This window comes from Pedobacter sp. NJ-S-72 (genome assembly GCF_053890575.1).
Genome location: NZ_CM132681.1, coordinates 2,005,604 through 2,025,792 on the forward strand (window position 1 = coordinate 2,005,604; position 20,189 = coordinate 2,025,792).

At 37.1% G+C, this 20,189-nt stretch carries 32 protein-coding genes; 14 read left to right on the forward strand and 18 right to left on the reverse strand.

All coding sequences use genetic code 11. From position 1 onward, the window contains the following. Positions 1-84 precede the first annotated feature (84 nt). The gene (locus ACWYN3_RS13340) at positions 85-687 is read left to right on the forward strand and encodes a LacI family DNA-binding transcriptional regulator (protein WP_456221584.1); all 603 of its coding nucleotides are present in this window, start codon (positions 85-87) and stop codon (positions 685-687) included. Then, positions 668-1,105, forward strand: a complete 438-nt coding sequence (locus ACWYN3_RS13345) for a substrate-binding domain-containing protein (RefSeq protein ID WP_456221585.1) — start codon at positions 668-670, stop codon at positions 1,103-1,105. Before ACWYN3_RS13340 ends, ACWYN3_RS13345 begins: the two co-directional genes overlap by 20 nt. Before the next feature lie 91 nt (positions 1,106-1,196). Here the strand turns inward: ACWYN3_RS13345 and ACWYN3_RS13350 are convergent, their stop codons facing one another. The 3 genes from ACWYN3_RS13350 to ACWYN3_RS13360 are packed head-to-tail and all read right to left on the reverse strand — an operon-like array spanning position 1,197 to position 2,396. Beyond that, the gene (locus tag ACWYN3_RS13350) at positions 1,197-1,580 is read right to left on the reverse strand and encodes a hypothetical protein (RefSeq protein WP_456221586.1); all 384 of its coding nucleotides are present in this window, start codon (positions 1,578-1,580) and stop codon (positions 1,197-1,199) included. After that, on the reverse strand, positions 1,540-2,136 hold the full coding sequence (locus ACWYN3_RS13355) for a hypothetical protein (RefSeq protein ID WP_456221587.1): 597 nt from the start codon (positions 2,134-2,136) through the stop codon (positions 1,540-1,542). Before ACWYN3_RS13355 ends, ACWYN3_RS13350 begins: the two co-directional genes overlap by 41 nt. Further along, positions 2,133-2,396 (reverse strand): hypothetical protein, encoded by a 264-nt coding sequence (locus ACWYN3_RS13360; protein WP_456221588.1) that lies wholly within the window; start codon positions 2,394-2,396, stop codon positions 2,133-2,135. Before ACWYN3_RS13360 ends, ACWYN3_RS13355 begins: the two co-directional genes overlap by 4 nt. A 415-nt stretch (positions 2,397-2,811) precedes the next feature. Here ACWYN3_RS13360 and ACWYN3_RS13365 point away from each other — a divergent pair, with 415 nt between their 5' ends. The 6 genes from ACWYN3_RS13365 (at position 2,812) to ACWYN3_RS13390 (ending at position 6,776) form a co-directional block, all read left to right on the forward strand. Further along, the gene (locus ACWYN3_RS13365; protein WP_456221589.1) at positions 2,812-3,096 is read left to right on the forward strand and encodes a hypothetical protein; all 285 of its coding nucleotides are present in this window, start codon (positions 2,812-2,814) and stop codon (positions 3,094-3,096) included. 131 nt (positions 3,097-3,227) lie between these two features. After that, positions 3,228-3,572: a PadR family transcriptional regulator gene (locus tag ACWYN3_RS13370; RefSeq protein ID WP_456221590.1), complete on the forward strand. Its 345-nt coding sequence runs from the start codon at positions 3,228-3,230 to the stop codon at positions 3,570-3,572. After that, positions 3,569-3,874 (forward strand): hypothetical protein, encoded by a 306-nt coding sequence (locus ACWYN3_RS13375; protein WP_456221591.1) that lies wholly within the window; start codon positions 3,569-3,571, stop codon positions 3,872-3,874. Before ACWYN3_RS13370 ends, ACWYN3_RS13375 begins: the two co-directional genes overlap by 4 nt. Continuing rightward, entirely contained in the window at positions 3,849-4,193 is a 345-nt protein-coding gene (locus ACWYN3_RS13380; RefSeq protein WP_456221592.1) for a glycosyltransferase family 117 protein, read from the forward strand. Before ACWYN3_RS13375 ends, ACWYN3_RS13380 begins: the two co-directional genes overlap by 26 nt. 38 nt (positions 4,194-4,231) lie before the next feature. Next, entirely contained in the window at positions 4,232-6,178 is a 1,947-nt protein-coding gene (locus tag ACWYN3_RS13385; protein ID WP_456221593.1) for a protein O-mannosyl-transferase family, read from the forward strand. After that, a complete protein-coding gene (locus ACWYN3_RS13390; protein WP_456221594.1) occupies positions 6,156-6,776 on the forward strand; it encodes a hypothetical protein in 621 nt (206 codons plus the stop codon). The genes ACWYN3_RS13385 and ACWYN3_RS13390 overlap by 23 nt, the downstream gene beginning before the upstream one ends. A gap of 151 nt (positions 6,777-6,927) precedes the next feature. On the opposite strand, the gene ACWYN3_RS13395 is transcribed toward ACWYN3_RS13390, so the two are convergent. Genes ACWYN3_RS13395 through ACWYN3_RS13415 form a run of 5 tightly spaced genes read right to left on the reverse strand, consistent with a single transcriptional unit; the run spans position 6,928 to position 9,052 of the window. Further along, the gene (locus ACWYN3_RS13395) at positions 6,928-7,707 is read right to left on the reverse strand and encodes an MFS transporter (protein WP_456221595.1); all 780 of its coding nucleotides are present in this window, start codon (positions 7,705-7,707) and stop codon (positions 6,928-6,930) included. Beyond that, positions 7,668-8,201 carry an MFS transporter gene (locus ACWYN3_RS13400; RefSeq protein WP_456221596.1) on the reverse strand — a complete coding sequence of 178 codons (534 nt, stop codon included), beginning with the start codon at positions 8,199-8,201 and terminating at the stop codon, positions 7,668-7,670. The genes ACWYN3_RS13395 and ACWYN3_RS13400 overlap by 40 nt, the downstream gene beginning before the upstream one ends. 4 nt (positions 8,202-8,205) lie before the next feature. Next, the gene (locus ACWYN3_RS13405; protein WP_456221597.1) at positions 8,206-8,430 is read right to left on the reverse strand and encodes a hypothetical protein; all 225 of its coding nucleotides are present in this window, start codon (positions 8,428-8,430) and stop codon (positions 8,206-8,208) included. Positions 8,431-8,459: 29 nt separating this feature from the next. After that, entirely contained in the window at positions 8,460-8,618 is a 159-nt protein-coding gene (locus tag ACWYN3_RS13410; RefSeq protein WP_456221598.1) for a hypothetical protein, read from the reverse strand. Between the two features lie 53 nt (positions 8,619-8,671). Next, positions 8,672-9,052, reverse strand: coding sequence for a TetR/AcrR family transcriptional regulator (locus ACWYN3_RS13415; RefSeq protein ID WP_456221599.1), 381 nt, complete (start codon positions 9,050-9,052; stop codon positions 8,672-8,674). A 122-nt stretch (positions 9,053-9,174) separates the two neighbouring features. On the opposite strand from ACWYN3_RS13415, the gene ACWYN3_RS13420 reads away from it, so the two are divergent. The 4 genes from ACWYN3_RS13420 (at position 9,175) to ACWYN3_RS13435 (ending at position 12,234) form a co-directional block, all read left to right on the forward strand. Beyond that, positions 9,175-9,681 carry an AsmA family protein gene (locus ACWYN3_RS13420; RefSeq protein ID WP_456222998.1) on the forward strand — a complete coding sequence of 169 codons (507 nt, stop codon included), beginning with the start codon at positions 9,175-9,177 and terminating at the stop codon, positions 9,679-9,681. Continuing rightward, positions 9,678-10,286, forward strand: coding sequence for a hypothetical protein (locus ACWYN3_RS13425; protein ID WP_456221600.1), 609 nt, complete (start codon positions 9,678-9,680; stop codon positions 10,284-10,286). Before ACWYN3_RS13420 ends, ACWYN3_RS13425 begins: the two co-directional genes overlap by 4 nt. A 384-nt stretch (positions 10,287-10,670) precedes the next feature. After that, a complete protein-coding gene (locus tag ACWYN3_RS13430) occupies positions 10,671-11,702 on the forward strand; it encodes a hypothetical protein (protein WP_456221601.1) in 1,032 nt (343 codons plus the stop codon). A 142-nt stretch (positions 11,703-11,844) separates the two neighbouring features. Beyond that, entirely contained in the window at positions 11,845-12,234 is a 390-nt protein-coding gene (locus ACWYN3_RS13435) for a hypothetical protein (RefSeq protein ID WP_456221602.1), read from the forward strand. A 97-nt stretch (positions 12,235-12,331) separates the two neighbouring features. On the opposite strand, the gene ACWYN3_RS13440 is transcribed toward ACWYN3_RS13435, so the two are convergent. From ACWYN3_RS13440 to aceB, 4 genes are all read right to left on the reverse strand, one after another. Then, complete coding sequence (locus ACWYN3_RS13440) at positions 12,332-12,652, reverse strand: hypothetical protein (protein WP_456221603.1); 321 nt, start codon at positions 12,650-12,652, stop codon at positions 12,332-12,334. Beyond that, on the reverse strand, positions 12,649-13,191 hold the full coding sequence (locus ACWYN3_RS13445) for an isocitrate lyase/phosphoenolpyruvate mutase family protein (RefSeq protein WP_456221604.1): 543 nt from the start codon (positions 13,189-13,191) through the stop codon (positions 12,649-12,651). Before ACWYN3_RS13445 ends, ACWYN3_RS13440 begins: the two co-directional genes overlap by 4 nt. Beyond that, entirely contained in the window at positions 13,172-13,621 is a 450-nt protein-coding gene (locus tag ACWYN3_RS13450) for a hypothetical protein (protein ID WP_456221605.1), read from the reverse strand. The genes ACWYN3_RS13445 and ACWYN3_RS13450 overlap by 20 nt, the downstream gene beginning before the upstream one ends. 134 nt (positions 13,622-13,755) lie before the next feature. Next, positions 13,756-15,447, reverse strand: a complete 1,692-nt coding sequence (aceB, locus tag ACWYN3_RS13455) for a malate synthase A (RefSeq protein ID WP_456221606.1) — start codon at positions 15,445-15,447, stop codon at positions 13,756-13,758. A gap of 113 nt (positions 15,448-15,560) precedes the next feature. On the opposite strand from aceB, the gene ACWYN3_RS13460 reads away from it, so the two are divergent. Further along, the gene (locus ACWYN3_RS13460; RefSeq protein WP_456221607.1) at positions 15,561-16,745 is read left to right on the forward strand and encodes a helix-turn-helix domain-containing protein; all 1,185 of its coding nucleotides are present in this window, start codon (positions 15,561-15,563) and stop codon (positions 16,743-16,745) included. A gap of 86 nt (positions 16,746-16,831) precedes the next feature. Further along, a complete protein-coding gene (locus ACWYN3_RS13465) occupies positions 16,832-17,044 on the forward strand; it encodes a hypothetical protein (RefSeq protein WP_456221608.1) in 213 nt (70 codons plus the stop codon). Positions 17,045-17,101: 57 nt separating this feature from the next. Here ACWYN3_RS13465 and ACWYN3_RS13470 read toward each other — a convergent pair whose 3' ends face one another. The 6 genes from ACWYN3_RS13470 to ACWYN3_RS13495 all read right to left on the reverse strand — a co-directional run bounded on the left by ACWYN3_RS13470 (position 17,102) and on the right by ACWYN3_RS13495 (position 20,147). Further along, positions 17,102-17,677 carry a hypothetical protein gene (locus ACWYN3_RS13470; RefSeq protein ID WP_456221609.1) on the reverse strand — a complete coding sequence of 192 codons (576 nt, stop codon included), beginning with the start codon at positions 17,675-17,677 and terminating at the stop codon, positions 17,102-17,104. 276 nt (positions 17,678-17,953) lie between these two features. Next, positions 17,954-18,196 carry a hypothetical protein gene (locus ACWYN3_RS13475; protein WP_456221610.1) on the reverse strand — a complete coding sequence of 81 codons (243 nt, stop codon included), beginning with the start codon at positions 18,194-18,196 and terminating at the stop codon, positions 17,954-17,956. Between the two features lie 7 nt (positions 18,197-18,203). Continuing rightward, on the reverse strand, positions 18,204-18,695 hold the full coding sequence (locus ACWYN3_RS13480) for a hypothetical protein (RefSeq protein ID WP_456221611.1): 492 nt from the start codon (positions 18,693-18,695) through the stop codon (positions 18,204-18,206). Next, entirely contained in the window at positions 18,692-18,874 is a 183-nt protein-coding gene (locus tag ACWYN3_RS13485) for an isopentenyl transferase family protein (RefSeq protein ID WP_456222999.1), read from the reverse strand. Before ACWYN3_RS13485 ends, ACWYN3_RS13480 begins: the two co-directional genes overlap by 4 nt. 19 nt (positions 18,875-18,893) lie before the next feature. After that, on the reverse strand, positions 18,894-19,676 hold the full coding sequence (locus tag ACWYN3_RS13490) for a hypothetical protein (protein ID WP_456221612.1): 783 nt from the start codon (positions 19,674-19,676) through the stop codon (positions 18,894-18,896). Positions 19,677-19,814: 138 nt separating this feature from the next. Beyond that, positions 19,815-20,147 (reverse strand): hypothetical protein, encoded by a 333-nt coding sequence (locus ACWYN3_RS13495; RefSeq protein WP_456221613.1) that lies wholly within the window; start codon positions 20,145-20,147, stop codon positions 19,815-19,817. Between the last annotated feature and the right edge of the window lie 42 nt (positions 20,148-20,189).

Below are 20,189 nucleotides of genomic sequence, written 5' to 3' on the forward strand. Positions count from 1 at the left end.
TTATTAAAAAACAGCTTAATGACACATATCAAACGTTTGATATAGTTTATTATCTTTACATTTAGAGGATCGTTAACTAACCTAATGAGTACAAAAACACCAGTCACACTAAAACTTTTGGCCCAAAAGCTAAAAATCTCTATATCCACCGTATCCAAAGCACTTAACGACTACCCTACGATCAATGCCTATACCAAAGAACGGGTAAAGCAGATGGCCGCAGAATTACATTTTACGCCAAACAAATCGGCGCTTAATCTGCAGATCCAGAAATCATATACAATTGGTATCATTTTACCCGATTTAATGGATCATTACTTTACAAGGAGCATTTTTGGAATCGAGCAATATGCAAGGCAATATGGTTACAATGTCATCATTGGTCAATCTTATGATGACTTGAAAAAGGAAATTGATCTGGCTAATATGTTGCTAAAAAGCCGCATCGATGGTTTAATTATTGCTATATCCAAAAACACACAGAATTTTGATCATTTAGATATGTTCGAAAACCTTGGGCTCCCTATTATATATTATGGCAGAAACCCAAGTTTTAATCTAAGCTGTCACAAAGTATTAAGCAATACCTATCAGGGTTGTTATAAAGCAACTGATTTTTTAATCAAACGCGGGCATCAAAAGAGTGGCTTATCTTGGTGGCCCAAAAATGATCAGCTTTACACATGACAGGTTCAAAGGCTATATCAACGCACTGAATGACAGCAACATTCCTTTTGATGCCAGCCTGGTAGCCTATACCGATTTTGATCAGACAAATACCAACAATGCAATTAAAGAGCTATTTTACAATAGCGAAAATCCACCTACCGCATTAGTAGCTTTTAAAGAACAGATCTTATTTGACACCATGAAATACCTTCGTTCCAATAAATACGAAAAAATGGATCAGACCGAATTTATTGGCTTTGGTAATATGCCATTTATCAGATATCTGGATAATCCACCGTTAGCATCCATTGAAGAAAATCCCGAATCAATGGGTGAAAATGCAATTAAATTACTTTTAAAATTAATTGACCAAAAAACAGAGACAACAGAATACCAAGAAGTTATGGTAGATTGCGAACTTGTTCTGCATCATTAATTCAGCTGCATTTCTGGCACATTAATCACTCTTTTAAAAGTTCCAAAAAGTTCCATAGCTTTCTCTTTGACTGCTACAGCATCATCATACTTTAAAAATATTCATCAGAAGTAATTATAAAATCAAGCTGTCCTCTAAAAGCAGAGGCAAATATTGTTGAGGGATTCCCAAAAGGGAATATCGTTACGGGTGAATATAATCTCTCCACCTCAATAGCACCATATTTTTCTTTAATACTGACACAACCCATATTTGAAAAAGTAAAATCATGCCCCTTAGCATCTGCTTTAGCATATTTTGTGAGCTTAGGTAACGATGATGAAAGACAATCACTAAGCATAAATATTCTGTTGACATTAGTTTTGCTGATTTCCAGTACCAAATCATCTTTAAACTGACGGGCCTGATCCCAGAAACCAATTTTACTGCCTTTTCTAAGGCTTAACCCAATCGTCACTGGAAAAGCAAATAACATATTGTTTTTTATTTCCGGAACAAATTTCCGCATATCCACAGCACAGTAGAGCTTGCTGTATGATTTGATAGATAGTTTCAATACTATTGAATGCTTGTAAAAATATAACACTTAATACAGCATGTATAGAAATTGCTTCTTCCTTACATTTCCTGCAAATCGTCGCAGACTCTTCCTGATCTAATTTCCAGTGAAATAAATAAGGTTTTACTCTTTTAATCTCTTTTTTCGAAAACATGGCCAATAATATCAGTTTTGTTAACTTCTTAACAGCGAAGACCATGAATAGATTTGCTTTACTAAGTCTTATTGCATCAGGAATAAAATCATGCAGTGAAGTGAATGAATTATAAGTACCTATTTCCATTTGGGGCTGTGCAAGTAAACTCAAAGTTTCATCAAGAAGATTCAGTATAGCTCTCCCATCACATATACAATGATGGCAAATCATAATCAAGTCTGATGCTGAAGGAGATTTCAGATAAACAACCCGCATCAGCGGACCATTTTTCACATTAAATGGAGTAAGACATTCAAAAGTTGTTTCCTTTTTCAATCAATCATCATCAGATATCGATTGGAAACACGAACTGGTATCTGACCAATATTTTCATCTGTAATAAAATAAGGGATACCACCTTCATCTTCCAGGACATTAACGCTCAGTAAAGGGTGCCGGGCCTGTACTTTCAAAAGCACGGCATGTAATACATCCACATCAATACTCCCTTTAATTTTAACTGCGACAACAGCATTTGCTGCAGTTTGTCCATCACTATACATAGTTCCTTCAACTAATGTTAGCTTTCTTCTCATAACATTCATACCTGTTTCCTATAAAAATACCAGATATAAGTTTAGGCATACAAGAGTAGAACTACGCAATAATTGTAACAATTATCTAAGTAAAAACACCCACTATAACATCTGGTTTAATTTAAGCTCCTATTATACAATTAGATTTACTAAATTGTATTTGATTTAACCAATCAATTAAACACTTCTTAAACAAAAATTAACCCTTAAACAAAAACATGAAATTTCAATTATTACTTCTCGCAGGACTAACAAGCTTGATCGCCTGATCGCCTGCAAAGACAAGTCTGCAACTATCCCTTTATCTCCAACAGAATTAACTAACGAGTCAATTACCGGTACCTGGAAACTTGTTTCCAGTAAAGTTACTACAGGTACAAAAACAGAAGTTACCTATCCGGTAAAAGGACTGGAAATGATTAAGTTATTCAATGGAACACACTTTGCCTTTTTCAAACACGATTTAGTAAAAGGAGCCCTCCCTACCCCTGTATATGGCTCTGGTGCTGGAACTTATTCTCTCAAAGGTGATCAATACCGGGAACATTTAGATTATTGTAACGCGCGTGAATGGGAGAACAGAGATTTCAAATTCACACTGACTTTGAAAAATGACACGATAATACAAAAGGGTATAGAGAAAATTGATAGCCTTAATATCAATCAGGAAATTATAGAAATATATACCAAAGTAAAGTAGTTATCTGCTCTAAAAAAGGCTGCCTTTCTACCCGTTCTTTTACAAAACTCGCTAAACGAGTGTTAAACAGCTAAAAAAAAATCAACATACATAATTTTCCTATGTATATAAGAAAATTATATATTTGTATTATGAGTACAGCAAACGGAATGTTAAAAGGCAGCCTGCAAACTATCATTTTGAAACTCCTTCAGGAAAATGATAAAATGTATGGTTATGAAATCACACAGAAGGTGAAAGAAATCACCAGTGGAGAAATTAAACTTACTGAAGGTGCAATGTACCCCAGCCTGCACAAGATGGAGGCTGACGGGATGTTATCTACGAGTACAGAACTAGTCGACAACAGAGTACGTAAATATTACGCCCTCACCACGGCGGGTAAAAAAAAAGAAGTAGAGAATAAACTACAAGAAGCTGAGAGTTTTATTGGGAATCTGCAATTACTGCTTAACCTAAAATCTAAACTCTCATGAAACTAACCACGCAACAGCATTTAGAAATACGTCAGCATCTTCTGGGTTTATCACTTACGGAAGATACACTTGATGAATTATATGATCATCTCATTACTTCCCTGGAACAAAAACCGGCTTCCACTAAATTCAATATGACTGATGTGCGCAAACTCATCCATACAGAATTCAGCGACCTTATTAATAACCCGGAAAAAAAAAAAGAAATATCAAAAGATCAATACGATTGCTGGTTTTGGGCTTTTTGGCATCGCCCTGCTCACCTACTTGTTGACAATGGAACCTACCGCAAGTTTTTATGACTGCGGGGAATTCATTGCTACCGCTAACAGACTACAGGTTGGACACCAGCCCGGCGCACCACTTTTTTTGATGATTGGCAAATTATTCAGCATGCTTGCGATGGGAAACACAGCTCAAATTGCCTACTGGATTAATTTCAGTGCAGTCCTTGCCAGTGCAACAACGATCATGTTTCTTTTCTGGACTATCACAGCTCTTGCAGCCAAAGTTTATAGAAGAGAGAAAATCGGAACTAAGACTCTCAGTATTATAGCTGCCGGGGCCATAGGCGCATTAGCCTATACTTTCTCTGATACTTTTTTTGGTTCTCTGCAGTAGAATCAGAAGTTTATGCCCTTTCTTCTTTATTTACAGCAGTGACTTTCTGGGCTATCCTCAAATGGGAAAGTGACACCAATAACCGCTGGCTGGTCTTCATCTCTTTTATCGTAGGCCTTTCTATCGGTGTACATTTACTGAGCCTGCTGACCATTCCTGCCGTGACCTTAGTTTATTACTTTAAAAAAGCAGCAAAACCAGGAATTGCAGGTACGATTAAAGCCTTCCTGATTGGCTGTGTGATTGTTGGCATTGTTCAGTTCGTCCTGATCCAATACTTTGTTCTTTTTGCAGCAAAAGCCGATATATTGTTTGTCAATACTTTTGGCCTTTTCTTTGGCTCAGGCGCAATATCCTTTGTTTTAATTTTTGCCGCAGGAATATGCTGGGCGATAAATTACTCGATACGCAAACGCAGATACAATCTGAACATGGGTTTGCTCTGCCTGACATTCGTTCTATTTGGTTTCAGCTCCTATCTAATGATCCTGATCAGGGCTGATGCAAAAACCAATATCAATTTAAGTAATCCAGATCAGCCTTTTTCTCTTTATGAATACCTGGGAAGGACAAATTACGGATCTACCCCATTGATATACGGTAATACTTTTGATGCTAAAACAGTAGAAAACAAGGAAACCGGGAATACATACCGCAAGGGAGCCGCAAAATATGAGATATCTGGAAAAACCTATAAAACCACCTATGATAAAAACCTTTTTTTTCCAAGGACATTCAGTCAGAAAACGGGACATGCTCAATATTATCAGCAGTGGCTAAATCTCAGTGAAGGACAAACACCAACTTTTACTCAAAACCTGAGCTTTTTCACTTCATGGCAATTAGGCTTTATGTACTGGCGTTATTTCTTCTGGAATTTTGTGGGCAGACAGAACGATGTTCAAGGTAATGGAGGTATAGATAATGGCAACTGGATTTCAGGTATAAAACCACTGGATGCCATGCGTTTGGGAAACCAGTCCGATCTTCCGGCAACTATAACGACCAATGCAGCGCATAACGTTTATTATGGTTTTCCGTTGATTCTTGGAATTGCTGGCCTGATCTGGTTATACCGTAGAAATAAAACAGATGGAATTGTTGTGCTTACTTTGTTTTTCTTCACCGGAATAGCGATCATTCTTTATCTTAATCAAGATCCATTACAGCCCAGAGAAAGAGATTATGCCTATGCTGGTTCATTCTATGCCTTTGCGATTTGTATAGGTTTCGGGGTTCTGGCTTTAAAAGAATTGCTATCAAAAATTGCACAACAAAAGCTGAGCCTGATCATAGCTACAGGAATATCATTACTGGCTGTTCCGGTATTAATGGGGATACAAGGATGGGATGACCATAATCGCTCACAGAAACATACTGCTACAGACTGGGCAAAAAATTACTTGAACTCCTGTGCTCCAAACGCTATTCTTTTTACTAACGCGGATAATGATACTTTTCCACTTTGGTATGCACAGGAAGTTGAAGGTTTCAGAACAGATGTAAGAGTAATTTGTATGCAGTTTTTACCTGACGCTTCATTTATCAATCAATTGAAAAAACAAGTAAATAAATCTGCACCATTACCGATCACAATGGGCGAGGAAAAATATGTTTCCGGTGTCAGGGATTATCTTCCTTATGTAGATTACGGATTAACTGATAGTGTCGAACTGAAAGATCTGTTTGCTGTAATGACGTCTGACAATAAAGAAGACCAGGTACAGATGAATGATGGAACATTTATGAATTTCATGCCTGCTAAGAAATTAAAACTAACCGTAGATTCTGAACAACTTGTTAAAACACATACCATTACCTCCGCTCAAAAAGCAAATGTAGCAAAAGAGATGGAATGGAGTTTTAATAAATCATACGTCAGTAAAGGTGATTTAGCTTTATTTGATATTCTGATCCACAATAATTGGGAACGCCCGATATATTTTGCCACTACAGTATCAGATGATACTTATGCAGGGACTTGATAAATATCTTTACCTGGAAGGTTACGCCTACCGTTTATTACCTTTTAAAACCGGAGCAGATGATGTAAGAGATAAAAGCGAGAAAACCAATTCGGATGTGATGTATGCAAATGTGATGAATAAAATAGATTATTCAGCGTTTAATAAAGCCTCATATTTAGATCCTGAATCCAAAAGGATCGTATTTTCTACCTGGGGATTTAATAATACACTGGCAGCTAACCTGATTATTGAAGGCAAACCAGCTCAGGCAACTCATTTGATGCAGAAGTGTTTAAGAGACTTGCCATTAACAAACTATTCTGTCAGAGACACAGTGAACAGAATTAGTACGATTCAGAATTTATATGCACTGAATCACATAAAAGAAGCTAATCAACTGACTAAAGAAACATCTGATTTTCTTGCGCAGGAATTCACTTATGTATGTACCCTTACCCCCGAATTTCAACGGACTTATTTACAGAATACAAGATTAAGCTTATATGTTTTAGGCGAGCTTAACAAGCTAACAAATGGCTATAAACAGAAGGAGATGAACCAATTGATCAATGGTGTATTTAACAATATGATCGATAAATCGGGTGTTAGAAGTTAAAAATAATTTCTCAGATCAGAAGTCCCGAACAAATCAGCTTAGCTGCCAGCTTATTACAGAACGGGTTATATCAATAGAAAAGGGGTTTATCATTTAAGATAAACCCCTTTTTTTCTATTGATATAATTTACAAGATGATAATTCTGTTTGACTAGAACTCTGCCGTTACCAACTCTGGTTTTTCAACCAAAGGAGCCTGAGCAGGTTTCTTTTTAGCCAGTTGATTTACCCTGTACATCAGAAAAATACTGATTAAAGTAACCGCCACTACAACAAATCCAACTGTATCATAATGTTCTATAGGACTGAATTTAGTTTTCTGAACCACGATCATACCTGATACCGCAGCAGCTATACCGCCCGCTATTTGTTGCATAGAAGAATTAATACTCATAAATGCACCTCTGTCTTCCATATCAGGAATTGCACTGGTAAGTGCAGAAGAAGGAACCATTCTGCTCATTATCCCAATCATCATCAAGACATTAAGACCAATTACAATCCAGAATGGTGTCGCTGACAAATTAGTATAGGCAACACAAATAATCATTGTCCATATTGAAGCAATACTGAAGATTTTGAATTTACTCACAGTATCACTTAAGCGACCGATTAATGGCATAATTACCAATGAACTCACTCCTGAAATCATAAACAACAAAGGCAATTCTTCGGCCGTAACATGCAGGTTATTAACAGCAAATACACTTCCAAAAGGCATCATCATAAAACCGCCTATAGAAAGTGCTGCCGTTGCAGCAAAGCCCACCCTGTAATTTTGTTTTGATACTGTATGCCAAAGGTGCTTAAATGCAGACTTGTCACGCTGTAAACCAAGATGTTTATTAATCGGTTTTAAAACCGTGACAATTAAAGCTGCGATAATTAACGCTACTCCGCTACCATAACAAAAGGAGATTCCCAGCCCCATTTGTTAGCGATATACAAACCTATTGGAATGCCCAATACCTGGCTTGCACCAAACCCCATTTGTATAAATCCCATTACCCTTCCTCTTTGCTGTAAACTAAAAAGATCCGTAATAATGGCCATAGAAATCGAACTGATTACTCCGCCAAATAAACCAGTAATAATACGCGCAGCCACCAATAGCTCAAAAGAATTGGCTAAACTGCATAAAAAGGTTCCTACAATGAAACCAGTATAAAAGAATAAAAGCAGTTTTTTACGATCAAAACGATCAGCAAAACCTGCTGTTAATAAACCAGAAATACCTGCACTAAAAGCATAAGCAGAAACCGCAATCCCAAAAGATGACGGTTTCATACTTAATGACTTAATCAGCATATCCCCCAGAGGAGACATGACCATAAAGTCAAGTATAACAGTAAATTGAGTCATTGCTAAAATAAAGATTACGATCTTTTGATAGCCAGTAAAAGGTATAATTTCCTTTGTTTCCATATAATTAAGTTAATTCACAGCACATATAGCCATGATCCTGAACCAATTCAATAATCTGCTGATGTTTTAAACTATACGAGATAATTCTCAAAACATAGTCTTCATCATTGAGGTCCACATTCCATTGTTCAATATTTTTGTTTTCGTCTAATAAGGGCTGCAAAGCCCGTCTATCCTCTTCAGATTTGATATCTGTTTTAAAAAGCAGGATATGGTTGAAGTTTTCCATTTTTTCATTCTTATTAAATGGTTATAAATTCATTTTTTTAGCGCTTTTACCACAAAGTCAAAAGCTTGCCATAACATCTTATCATTCATTTTAAAGGGCCTCCCTCCCAGACTTTGCCCGTCATTGTTAAATTTAACCAAAGAGTATAACGGCGCAAAAGCGATTGACCAGAATACTTCAAAATGCATTTCTTCGACTTCGCCACGAGAGACGATATTTTTGTTAAATCGCTCAAATGGTGCTAAAAAGCATCTTTCATGAAAGTGTTTAGAAATTGTTCCTGGTAGATCGAAGCTCTAAGCTTTTCATGAAACCCACTAAGCGTCGGGTTATCAATCAGGTAACGATACCGATTCTCCCATTGAACGCGCAACCCATCTTCAAATGATGCCTCAGTATCAAAATTTCGCAGCATTGACTCTCCCATCAGTTTGCCGTGTTCTGCAGCCAAATGTGAAATAAGATCATCCTTATCCTTGTAATAAATATAAAGTGTGGCTACGGAAATACCACAAGCTTTGGCTAGCTTATTCATACTAAAGCTATCAAAACCACCTTTCCCTATGATTTCAATTGCCGTTTTTTTGACCAGGCATTCTTTCTCTATATCTCTTGCGCGCATAATTAATAAATGATTCAACAAATATAAGTGAATATTCATTCATTAATGAAATAATAAATAAAATATATCTTTGCAGTACATACACATCTTATCACCTACCAATTGAAAAAAGCACTCTCAAAATCACAGGAGGAATAAGCATTGGCTCCTTAATTCTGCTGATATTACTAGTCCCTTATATTATACCCAATACGATTTCTAAAGAAATAGAAAACCGGATCAATCAAAATATCAATGGAAAAGCTGAATTTGAAAGTACCAGCCTCTCCTTTTTTAAACACTTCCCATCTTTAACGTTAAGCCTCAATAACTTCACACTAAAGGGTTCAGCTCCATTTGAGAAAGAAACTTTGATCCATGCAAAACAGTTATCTTTCCGTTTGAACCTGAGTACTATTTTTTCAAAACAGGTAAAGATTGACCAGATTTTCTTAGATCAGGCCAATATCAATATCCAGGTAGATGAGAAGGGAAATGCAAATTACAATGTCTACAAAAGTAATCCTAACCCGCAAAATTCTTCAGAAAGCAGTTCTACTGCAATAAAAATCGAAGGAATTTTCATTAATAAAAGTAACCTGGTTTATAATGACAACTCAATTCCAATGAAAGTTAGCGCCAGAGGATGAATTATACTGGTAATGGTGACCTGAGCGAAGCGATTTTCGATTTAAAAAGCAATGCCAAAATCGACACACTTGATTTATACTATAATAACTCTCCTTACCTGCTGCATAAAAAGATAGATGCGAAATTGGTTACCAAAATCAATACCAACTCGCTCGATCTGATGTTCAATGAAAATGACTTAAAAATAAACACCTTACCAATCCTTTTTGTAGGTAAATTTTCATTCCTTAAGGATGGTTATGATATCAATTTTAAGACTGCAGCTAAAGAAACCGACCTGCATAATATTTTCACCGTGTTGCCTCCATCAATTGCAAACAGGATGCAAAAAACAACGATTAAAGGTTATGCTGAGATCAATGCTTCCTTAATAGGAAAATATCTGGCAAAACAAAAGATCATGCCTACCCTATCATTTAATATCAAGGTACGTGATGGCCACATCAATAACCCAAAGGCTCCCGAAGCGATCAGCAATCTATATCTGAATTTGCACATGAAATTGCCCAGCTTAAACCCAGACAGCTTATATATAGATATGGATAGCCTGCATTTTAATATGGGGAAAGATTATGTAAACTCTGTAGTTAAACTAAATGGCTAAAAAAAAAAAACCAAAGTCTATATCAATACAAGAGGATCGATAGATTTAACTAAATGGAGTAAAATATTTGATATCAGCAATTTAAAAGGCGTTTATACCATCGATCTCAAAGCAGACGGCCAATTTACCAAAAAGGTAGTCAGAAGCGGTATAAGACAGGTAGACACCGTTAACGTTATCCCTAAATTCACATTAAAGTCTTCTCTGCGTGGTGGTTATTTTAAATACCCTTCTCTGAATGCTTCCATTGAGAAAATCAATTTCAACATAGGTGGACATAACAGTGATGGAAATTACAAACACACGCAACTGGACATCACAGATATTAATTTACAAGCATTAAGCAATTACATCAGAGGGTCAGCCAAAATACAACCTGGTAATATGGCAATTGATGTAAAACTAAAATCGATGATCAATCTTGCCGAAATCAAGAAATTCTATCCATTAAAAGATCTGGAATTGAATGGAGAGCTCAATATGGACTTGCGAAGCAAGGGTGTATATAATAAAGCAAGAAAGACTTTCCCGGTAACAGAGGCCATATTCAAACTCGCAAACGGACGTATTAAGACGGCTCATTTTGATCAGCCATTAGAGCAAATTGTTGTGGATGGGACTTTGACAAACAGAGATGGAACCTTAAGGGGTACACAAGTTAATATCAAACCGATCTCTTTCATTATGGCAGGACAGCCTTTCATGCTCAAAGCAGCTGTCAGAAATTTTGAAAATGTATCCTATAATATCACCTCGAAAGGAACTATAGATATTGGCAAAATGTATCAATTCTTTGCAATTAAAGGCTATAATATAAATGGGACAATATTTACAGACCTCTCATTAAAAGGTTTACAAAGCGATGCAACTGCTGGGAATTATCAAAAGCTAAATAACAGGGGCCGTATGATCGTTAACAATATTAACTTGCAATCAGACCTCTTCCCAAAAGCATTTTTAATCAAAAATGGTGTCTTCTCTTTTGCACAGGATAATATGAAATTTGATAAATTCAAAGCTAGCTATGGAAAATCAGATTTCACTATGGATGGTCAGCTTGGTAATATCATTAACTATGTACTTAAACCAAATGCAAAGCTGACAGGAAACTTCAACTTTCAAAGCAAGCGCATTTTTGCAGATGAGTTAATGGTTTATAATTCACCTAAACCAATACCTGGTGCTCCTGCGGGCAGCAACGGTGTGATTCTTATTCCTGCAAATCTGGACGTAACTTTATCAGCCGACGCTGGAACGGTCTACTATAATGACTTGCAGATCAAAAATGCAAAAGGTAATGTAATTTTAAAGGATGGTACATTAACATTAAACCAAACCAGTTTCAACCTGATTGATGCTGCCGTGAATATGGATGCTACTTATAAAAGTATAACACCTAAAATCGGCCACATTTGATTATCATATTACCGCTAAAGAATTTGATATTGCCAAAGCGTACAAGGAAATTAAAATCTTCAGAACACTGGCAACTTCGGCATCAAAAGTAAAAGGCGTTGTAGGATTAGATTACCAGTTAACGGGTAAACTGAACCAGGATATGATGCCTGTATATCCTTCATTAAAAGGTGCTGGTGTATTATCATTAAAGAAAGTTAGCTTAAGCGGATTTAAGATGATGAATGCAGTCAGTAAAGCAACCCGCAGAGATAGTCTGAATAACCCTGAATTAAAGGATGTAGAGATTAAATCTATTATCAATAAGAATATCATTACTATAGAAAGATTTAAGATGCGTATTGCGGGGTTCAGACCACGTTTCGAAGGACAGGTTAGTTTTGATGGCCGCCTGAACATGAGCGGAAGATTAGGTTTGCCGCCATTTGGCTTGATTGGTATTCCTTTAACCATTACCGGTACACAGGATAAACCAATTATTACTCTAAAAAGAAACAAAGAAGCTAAACTCGAAGAAAAAGAGGAAGAATAGTCTTCAAGAGACAATGGTCTGAATTAAATATATAAGGGTGTCCTACGAAGTATGGACACCCTTATTTGATTATATCCCTCATTTAAAAAAATTATAATTAGTGAAACTGGGCAGTTTCAGTACTATCTTTCATTGCTATCGTAGAAGCAGTGCCTTGCTGCACCGTGTTTTGTACACAATCAAAATAACCGGTTCCTACAAAACTCTGGTGTTTCACTGCTTTAAATCCGTGTTCCTGCAAAGCAAATTCTCTTTGCTGTAATTGAGAGAAACCAGCCATTCCAGTTTGTTTATAGGCATGCGACAGTTCAAACATAGAAGTATTCAATGCATGGAACCCTGCTAAAGTAATAAACTGGAATTTATAACCTAATGCTGCCAGGTCTTCCCTGAAGGTTTCAATCTGCTTTTCACTCAAATGTTTGCTCCAGTTAAATGAAGGTGAACAGTTATACGCTTATACGCTAACATTTTACCTGGATATACTGCATGAATAGCTTCTGCAAATTCTTTGGCAACCGACAGGTCAGGATGAGAAGTTTCCATCCAGATCATATCTGCATAAGGAGCATAAGAAATACCACGTGAAATACATTGTTCCAGCCCATTTCTCACGGTATAAAACCCTTCATTTGTTCTTTCACCAGTAATAAACTCCCTATCTCTTATATCCACATCCGAAGTAATCAGGTTAGCCGCTTCTGCGTCTGTCCGGGCAATAATCAGCGTAGCAACATTCATTACATCAGCTGCAAGTCTCGCCGCTACTAATTTATTGATGGCCTCCTGAGTGGGTACTAAAACCTTTCCACCCAAATGCCCGCATTTTTTAGCAGAAGATAACTGATCTTCAAAATGAACACCTGCTGCACCCGCTTCGATCATCGCTTTCATCAATTCAAATGCATTCAAATTGCCGCCAAAGCCCGCTTCTGCATCAGCAACAATTGGAGCCATATCCAGTCAGTTTTGTGTTATCGCCATTGACAGAATCAATCTGCTCACAGCGTAAAAACGCATTATTGATACGTTTTACTACATCCGGAACAGAATTAACCGGATAAAGTGACTGATCAGGGTACATTGTACCTGATGAATTCGCATCGGCAGCTACCTGCCAGCCGCTTAAATAAATAGATTCTAATCCTGCCGCAACTTCCTGAACCGCCTGGTTGCCCGTTAAAGCACCCAACGCAGCCACATAAGATTGCGAATTTAGTTTTACCCATAGTTTTTCCGCACCTTTTTTGGCAAGGGAATATTCGATTTCCACTTTGCTGCGCAGTTTCAAAACTTCTTCTGCGGTATAAGGACGATTAATACCAGCCCACCTTGGGTTGGTCTGCCATTCGGTAAATAGCTGTGCTGCTTTAGGTTCTGTTGCCATGATGATTGTTCTTTTAAGGTTTACATTGGTTTTTATCTGGTTGTTTGTGATAATGTTGTACTATTTTTCATTAAATGTTTTAAGTATTTTAAATTGCTCTGGTCACTATTGATTAGGATGCTTATCTCCGTATTTTATCTTTCAGCAGATACAGATACTTGCTCAGCTTTTTGCAGTTCCACCTCCCCTTCTGTGCATACCTTCTTTTCACCATTTGAAAGAATAAGATCGTAGGCAGGCAGTGTAAGAAAGTCAACCCATTTATTCTGAACAACGAGTCTGTTAAAAATGCAGATCGCCTGCACATATGCCCCTTCCTGATAAGCTTTGGCACCTACCATATTTCTTATTTCCCAAATCTCATCATCTCGTAAATCTTCGTACAGACTATGTGTGATTACTCTGCCATCATCCAGTTTAGCCTTATTGTGTACCCACTGCCAAACCTGTGTGCGACAGATCTCTGCCGTAGCTGCGTCTTCCATTAAATTATAGATAGCCGCAGCACCATTACCACGAAGCCAGTTTTCCAGATATAAAATACCCACATTGATGTTTTGCCTCAATCCTTCTTCCGTAATCGTTCCCTCAGGTAATTCCAGTAAGTCATTTTTCGTACAAACAAAGTCTTCACGGCTTACATGAAGCTGATTAGGTGTTTTCATCCCTGCATCAAATATTTCTTTAGCAATAGCAACTAATCCCGGATGAGCAACCCAGGTACCATCATGCCCGTCTGTTACTTCACGAAGTTTATCAGCTTTCACCTTTTTGATAGCGGCTTCATTAGCGGCTTCATTATTTTTAATCGTTATCTGCGCAGCCATTCCACCTATTGCATGTGCTCCGCGTTTATGACAAGTTTTAATTACCAGTTGTGTATAGGCTCTCATAAAAGGAACAGTCATATTTACCTGAGCACGATCCGGAAAAACGTAACCCGGAACATTTCTGAATTTCTTAATGAAAGAGAAAATATAATCCCAGCGACCGCAATTCATTCCAGCAGAATGATCTCTCAATTCATATAATATTTCATCAAGCTGAAAAGGGGCCATAATAGTTTCAACTAATACCGTTGCCTTAATACTTTTCTGAGCAATTCTGCAATAGTCTTGTGCAAATACAAATACATCGTTCCATAACTTTGCTTCCTGGTAGCTTTCTAATTTTGGTAAATAGAAATAAGGACCATTTCCATTTTCAAGCAATGTTTTTGCATTATGAAAAAAGTAAAGCCCAAAGTCCAGCAGACTTCCACTGATAGGTTCATGATTAATTTCTATATGTTTTTCTTCCAGGTGCCATCCTCTTGGACGTACAAATAAGGTAGCTGTAGTATCATTTAATTTATACTCTTTTCCATTGTCTGCACTTGTGAAACTAATGGTGCGGTTAATTGCATCACGCAGATTAAGTTGCCCGCCAACTACATTATCCCAGTTAGGTGAATTGCTGTCTTCAAAATCAGCCATAAAAATATTGGCGCCAGAGTTCATCGCATTGATAATCATTTTGCGTTCAACAGGGCCGGTTATTTCAACCCGGCGATCTCTGATATCGTCCGGAACAGGAGAGATTTTCCAGTCACCTTCTCTGATCGCAGCAGTTTCAGAAAGAAAATGAGGTTTCCATCCGCCATCAATTTTTTCCTGCACCATTTCCCTCTCCACTAACAGCGCTTTTCGCTGTACATTAAATTGCAGATGCAATGCCTTAATAAATTCCAGTGCTTCTTCTGAAAGCACTTCCTTGTAAGTTGCCCGGTACGGAGCATTAATGGTCATTCCCTCTGGGGTAGTGTACCATGTTTTGGGGTGGTTCATATTTGATGTCATGGTTGTAAATTTTATACAATATACGTATTTTTCTCAATTAGCGAATATTTCGCTAATATTTTTTTATTCGTTGATTGACTCATTTTAACTACTTTAGTAGTATGATAACCAATAATGATAGTGTACGCCTCATTTTAGGCCTTAAAGTAAAATCTCTTCGTCAGGAAAAAGGGCTGTCTTATCAGCAGTTAGCTGAACAAACCGGGATGTCACTTTCCTATGTACATGATATAGAGACCGGTAAAAAATTCCCAAAGGCAGACAAGATACTTTCACTGGCAAAAATACTGGGCGTAGATTATGATTACCTGGTATCATTAAGAGCGAATAAAAAGCTCCAGCCTATTATAGATCTGATCAATTCTGACTTTATTAATGCTATTCCATGGGAACATTTCGGTCTGACACCAGCCGCTTTACTTGATCTTTTCTCTAATACGCCCGATAAAGTCACCGCATTTATTAGCACATTACTTAAAATTTCGAGAAGTTATCAGTTATCAAAAGAGAATTTCTACAATGCGGCACTGCGATCTTACCAGGATTTGCAAGACAATTATTTTGAAGCAATTGAAGATGCAGTAAGAAATTTCAGAGAGGAATACGGTTGGGAAGAAACTTTACAAATAGATATTCCTGTATTAGAAAAAGTATTAAATAGTATCAATATCCAGGTAAACCGCAAAAAGATGAACACAATGGACGCATTGCACGGTCTGCGTTCTTTCTATTCTAATACGACGAACAAGGTATTTTATATTAATAAAGGAATGACCCCTGCCCAAGAGAAATTTCTGTTATCAAGGGAGATCGCATTTCAATACCTCTCCATTACTGAAAGACCATATGAAACGATTATTCAGCAAAGCGATTCATTTGATATGATGCTCAATAATTTTAAGGCATCATATTTTGCAGTAGCCCTGCTGATGCAGGAAGAAAAGTTTGTGGAGGATGTAAAAAGCATTATGATGCAAAATAAATGGAATGATAAAGCATGGCTCAATCTCTGCACAATATATGACGTAACGCCAGAAATGATGATACAGCGGTTAACGAATATCTTACCCAAACATTTCGGCATTGACCAGCTTTTCTTTTTACGCATATCAGGGAACGTGAAGAAAGATAGCTACGAAATCACGAAAGAACTCCATCTTTCTCAATTGCATAATCCTTATGCCAATGCCACCCATGAACATTATTGCCGCCGCTGGGTTTCAATCACCTCATTAAAGACCATACTGCTGACCTTGTTGACAGTAAAAAATACAAATATCCGGTAGTTGAAGCGCAAATCTCTCAGTACTGGCAGACACATAACAGGTATTTATGTATTTCAATATCAAAACCAGCACGAAAAAAAGATGAAATGATAAGTGTAACTATCGGACTACTGATAGACCAGAAGCTACTCCAAGCCATGTCTTTTGTAAACGATATGACTATTCCTGTAAAAACGGTTCATACTACTTGTGAACGATGCGGCATTATGGATTGCATGGAAAGAGCGGCACCACCTATTGAAATCTTAAAAGAACAGCATCAGGAACAAATCAACAAGGCTTTGAAGCAATTGGAGTAAAGAAGAAAAACCTGAATACGATTACAAAATCTTATACAAAAAAATGGCAGGCATCTTTCAGACACCCGCCATTTTTAAATATTTAATCAGGCTGTTTACGTAAACAAACCGTTCTTTATGATTAAAGTTTGAAACCGTAAGCGATACGCAAAGCAATTGTCCTACGCTTTTGTTATCGTAGTTATTTGCTAAACGTAATGCATCACCTTTACCAGTGTTCTCGTATTTAAGGCCTAAGTCTAAACCATTACTCCATGAGTAACCTAAAGTTGGTGCGTAAAGGAAAGTAGTTTTTGAATCTTTAGATACGCCAAAAGCAGCACCTACTTCACCCATTGCATAAATACCCGAACCAGTTGGATCAAAGAAATATTTTAAACCAGTTTTTACCGGGATATAAGCATAATCAGGAATCTCGATATTATTAACCGCACCTTTACTGTAAACACGGTCTTTTGCGAAATAATGATTATAACCAGTTGCGATCGGCACCGATAATTGTTTAGTTACATCAAATTGTGCACGTACATCAATCCCCGCTGCAACGCTATAATTATTGTTTGTAGGGATACCTATATTTGCACCAACACCTATTTTTTGAGCACTAACATTCGTTGTGAAGAATATTGCCACAGCAGCTACTGCCGAAGCAAGATATTTTTAGTAGATTTTTTTTCATATTATATTTATTCATGTGTTTTGACGATTGACAATTATTATCAACCATTCGGGTGAGTAAATACAAAATGCATGCCACTACGAGAATTCGTATCTTCTTAAAACTAGAAAACAAGCCTAATAACAGTATAGAAGACGTTTTTCAAAACTCCGGCATTCCCATACAGAATAAGGAATCCAAATCCTCCCAGTTTTAATAAGGAACCATTGATACGCTTATGTAACAGCTATTTATCGCTTAAATGATTCTTCATATAATTTGACAACCTCTTGGGTTAAATGAGCTGGCTCCATAGCCGAATCCAACCAGTTTATCATAATACCGTCTTTTTCCATTTTTCTGAAAAAAGTCATTTGTCTTTTGGCAAATTGACGGATTGCGATGTACAATTTCTCTTTTAAGTCTGGTAAACTGAGCTTATTCTGGAGATATTCAGTGATAAATTTATACTCCAAACCATAAAAAAGAAGCATTTCGGCACTACTTTACTCCACGCTTCAAAAGTGCCTCTACTTCTTCTATTAGTCCATTATCAAAACGCTCATTTAATCTCTTATAGATTCTTTCCCGGCGGGAATCAACCTCTCCTCCCAGACCAATAATCAGGGACTGAATAACAGGACGGTTCTCTTCCACTAAAGTATGATATTGTAAGTATTCTGCAATTTCAATAGCCCTGACTAATCTTTTGGAGGAGGAAAGATCTGCATGCTCCGTTAATTCAGCAGGATAACCAGCCAGTATTTCCCGCAATGCTACAATATTATGTGCCGGAAGACTCATTCTCAGCTCATCGTTTACAGGAACGGCAGTATACTGATGATTTTGCAATATACTATGAATATACATCCCGGTTCCGCCACATAGTATTGGAGTTTTGTGCTGATGAGTCAGCTGCTCAAATACCTTATAAAAATCATCTTTAAATGAGTTGACATTATAGTTCTCTCCCGCCTCCCTGATATTAATCAAATGATAAGGAAGGAAACCTCCTTCCCATCTATACTGTATTCATGCAGATCTTTTCCAGTACCGATATCCATATCTTTAAATACCTGTCTGCTATCTGCACTAATAACTTCTCCATCCAATGCATATGCAACACTGACAGCAAGTTTAGTTTTTCCTGAGGCAGTTGGGCCCAGTATAATTAAAAGAGGTTTTTTTTATCTATTTGCATTGTATAATATATTTCAGGTTTCCCGTATTAAAAACACTGATATAAAGTAAAGAATTTAAATATTCTGTTCTTTCAGGCTCAGTTAACTGAGCCATAGCAGTAATAACTTCATCTGGCAGGCGATGAGGAAAATAACGGATGTTACTAGTCTGGTCCAACCATATTTCTGCCGGTGGTACTTTTGCGACAAGCTCAAAACCCAGCTTTGTATATCCTTTCCCATAAGACCAGTCCAGATCTGCATATGTCATCACATCATTTGGAAGGATATTTTTGATTAAATGTTTAATCAGTTTACTCAATCCGCCCTGCACAGTAAAACCATCGGCATTCGCAAACCTGATTAGTTCAACAGACGTATAATCTGCATGCTTTCTGGTCATTTTACGTTTGGCACTAAAAGTGGCAACAGCAACAAATTTCCCTTCTAAAACTAATGCGTACCGATGTCTTGCCTTGGCTGATCCCTGGAGATGGTTATCCTTAAGAAAAACATCAGCTTCAGGTTGAGTTATATTAACAACGCTGGTTTTTCTACCATGAATCCTCTGATTTCCACCTAGCAACGAGCTGATACGGCTTAAAATCTGTGCCGGTTTATTATACCAGATATCTTCCCAAAGCTGAATTAATTGTTTACCCGAAGCACTATATTCCTCTTGTAAAATTAACGCTTCTGCTGAACCAGGATGATTTGCTATACTTAGCAAATTAAGATATAATTCATCATTATCCTGAAACTTCAATAAAAGAAAAGAGTCAGAAGTATACAATTCTGACTCAATGCCAATATCCAGTAACGCTTGTTTAACTCTTGTTGCCAGCTTATTTTTTTTATCCCCACTCCTGTTTTTTATTTACAGCAATCTCCGCTCTTTTTATCCTCATCACTGTTAGTTTTCAATTCTTTTCTACACCCATCCCTGCTCTTTAAATATTTTATATCCGGCAGCTACTTTATCTTCAATTAAATTCAAAGTTACATCATCCAGTTCTTTAATGTACATTGTTCGCTCATGCTGAGGTACAGAATCAGGAAGCAAATCAAATGCTATATGATCATCTTTAACTTCCAGACTGAGAAAAAACACTTCTGGTTTATGCTGATCTTTCGCTTCTAGCGGGGGTGCGGCCCAGAGGTCATATTTCTGATCGCTGTTAGCCCCATCATTAAAACCTAAAGTGGTATAAGGCTGTAACGCTGCCCTGATAGTCTGAAAAATTTCTATAAGATCCGTTTTCATATCTTTGATATTTTGAATTCATAGATATAACAAGCATCAAAA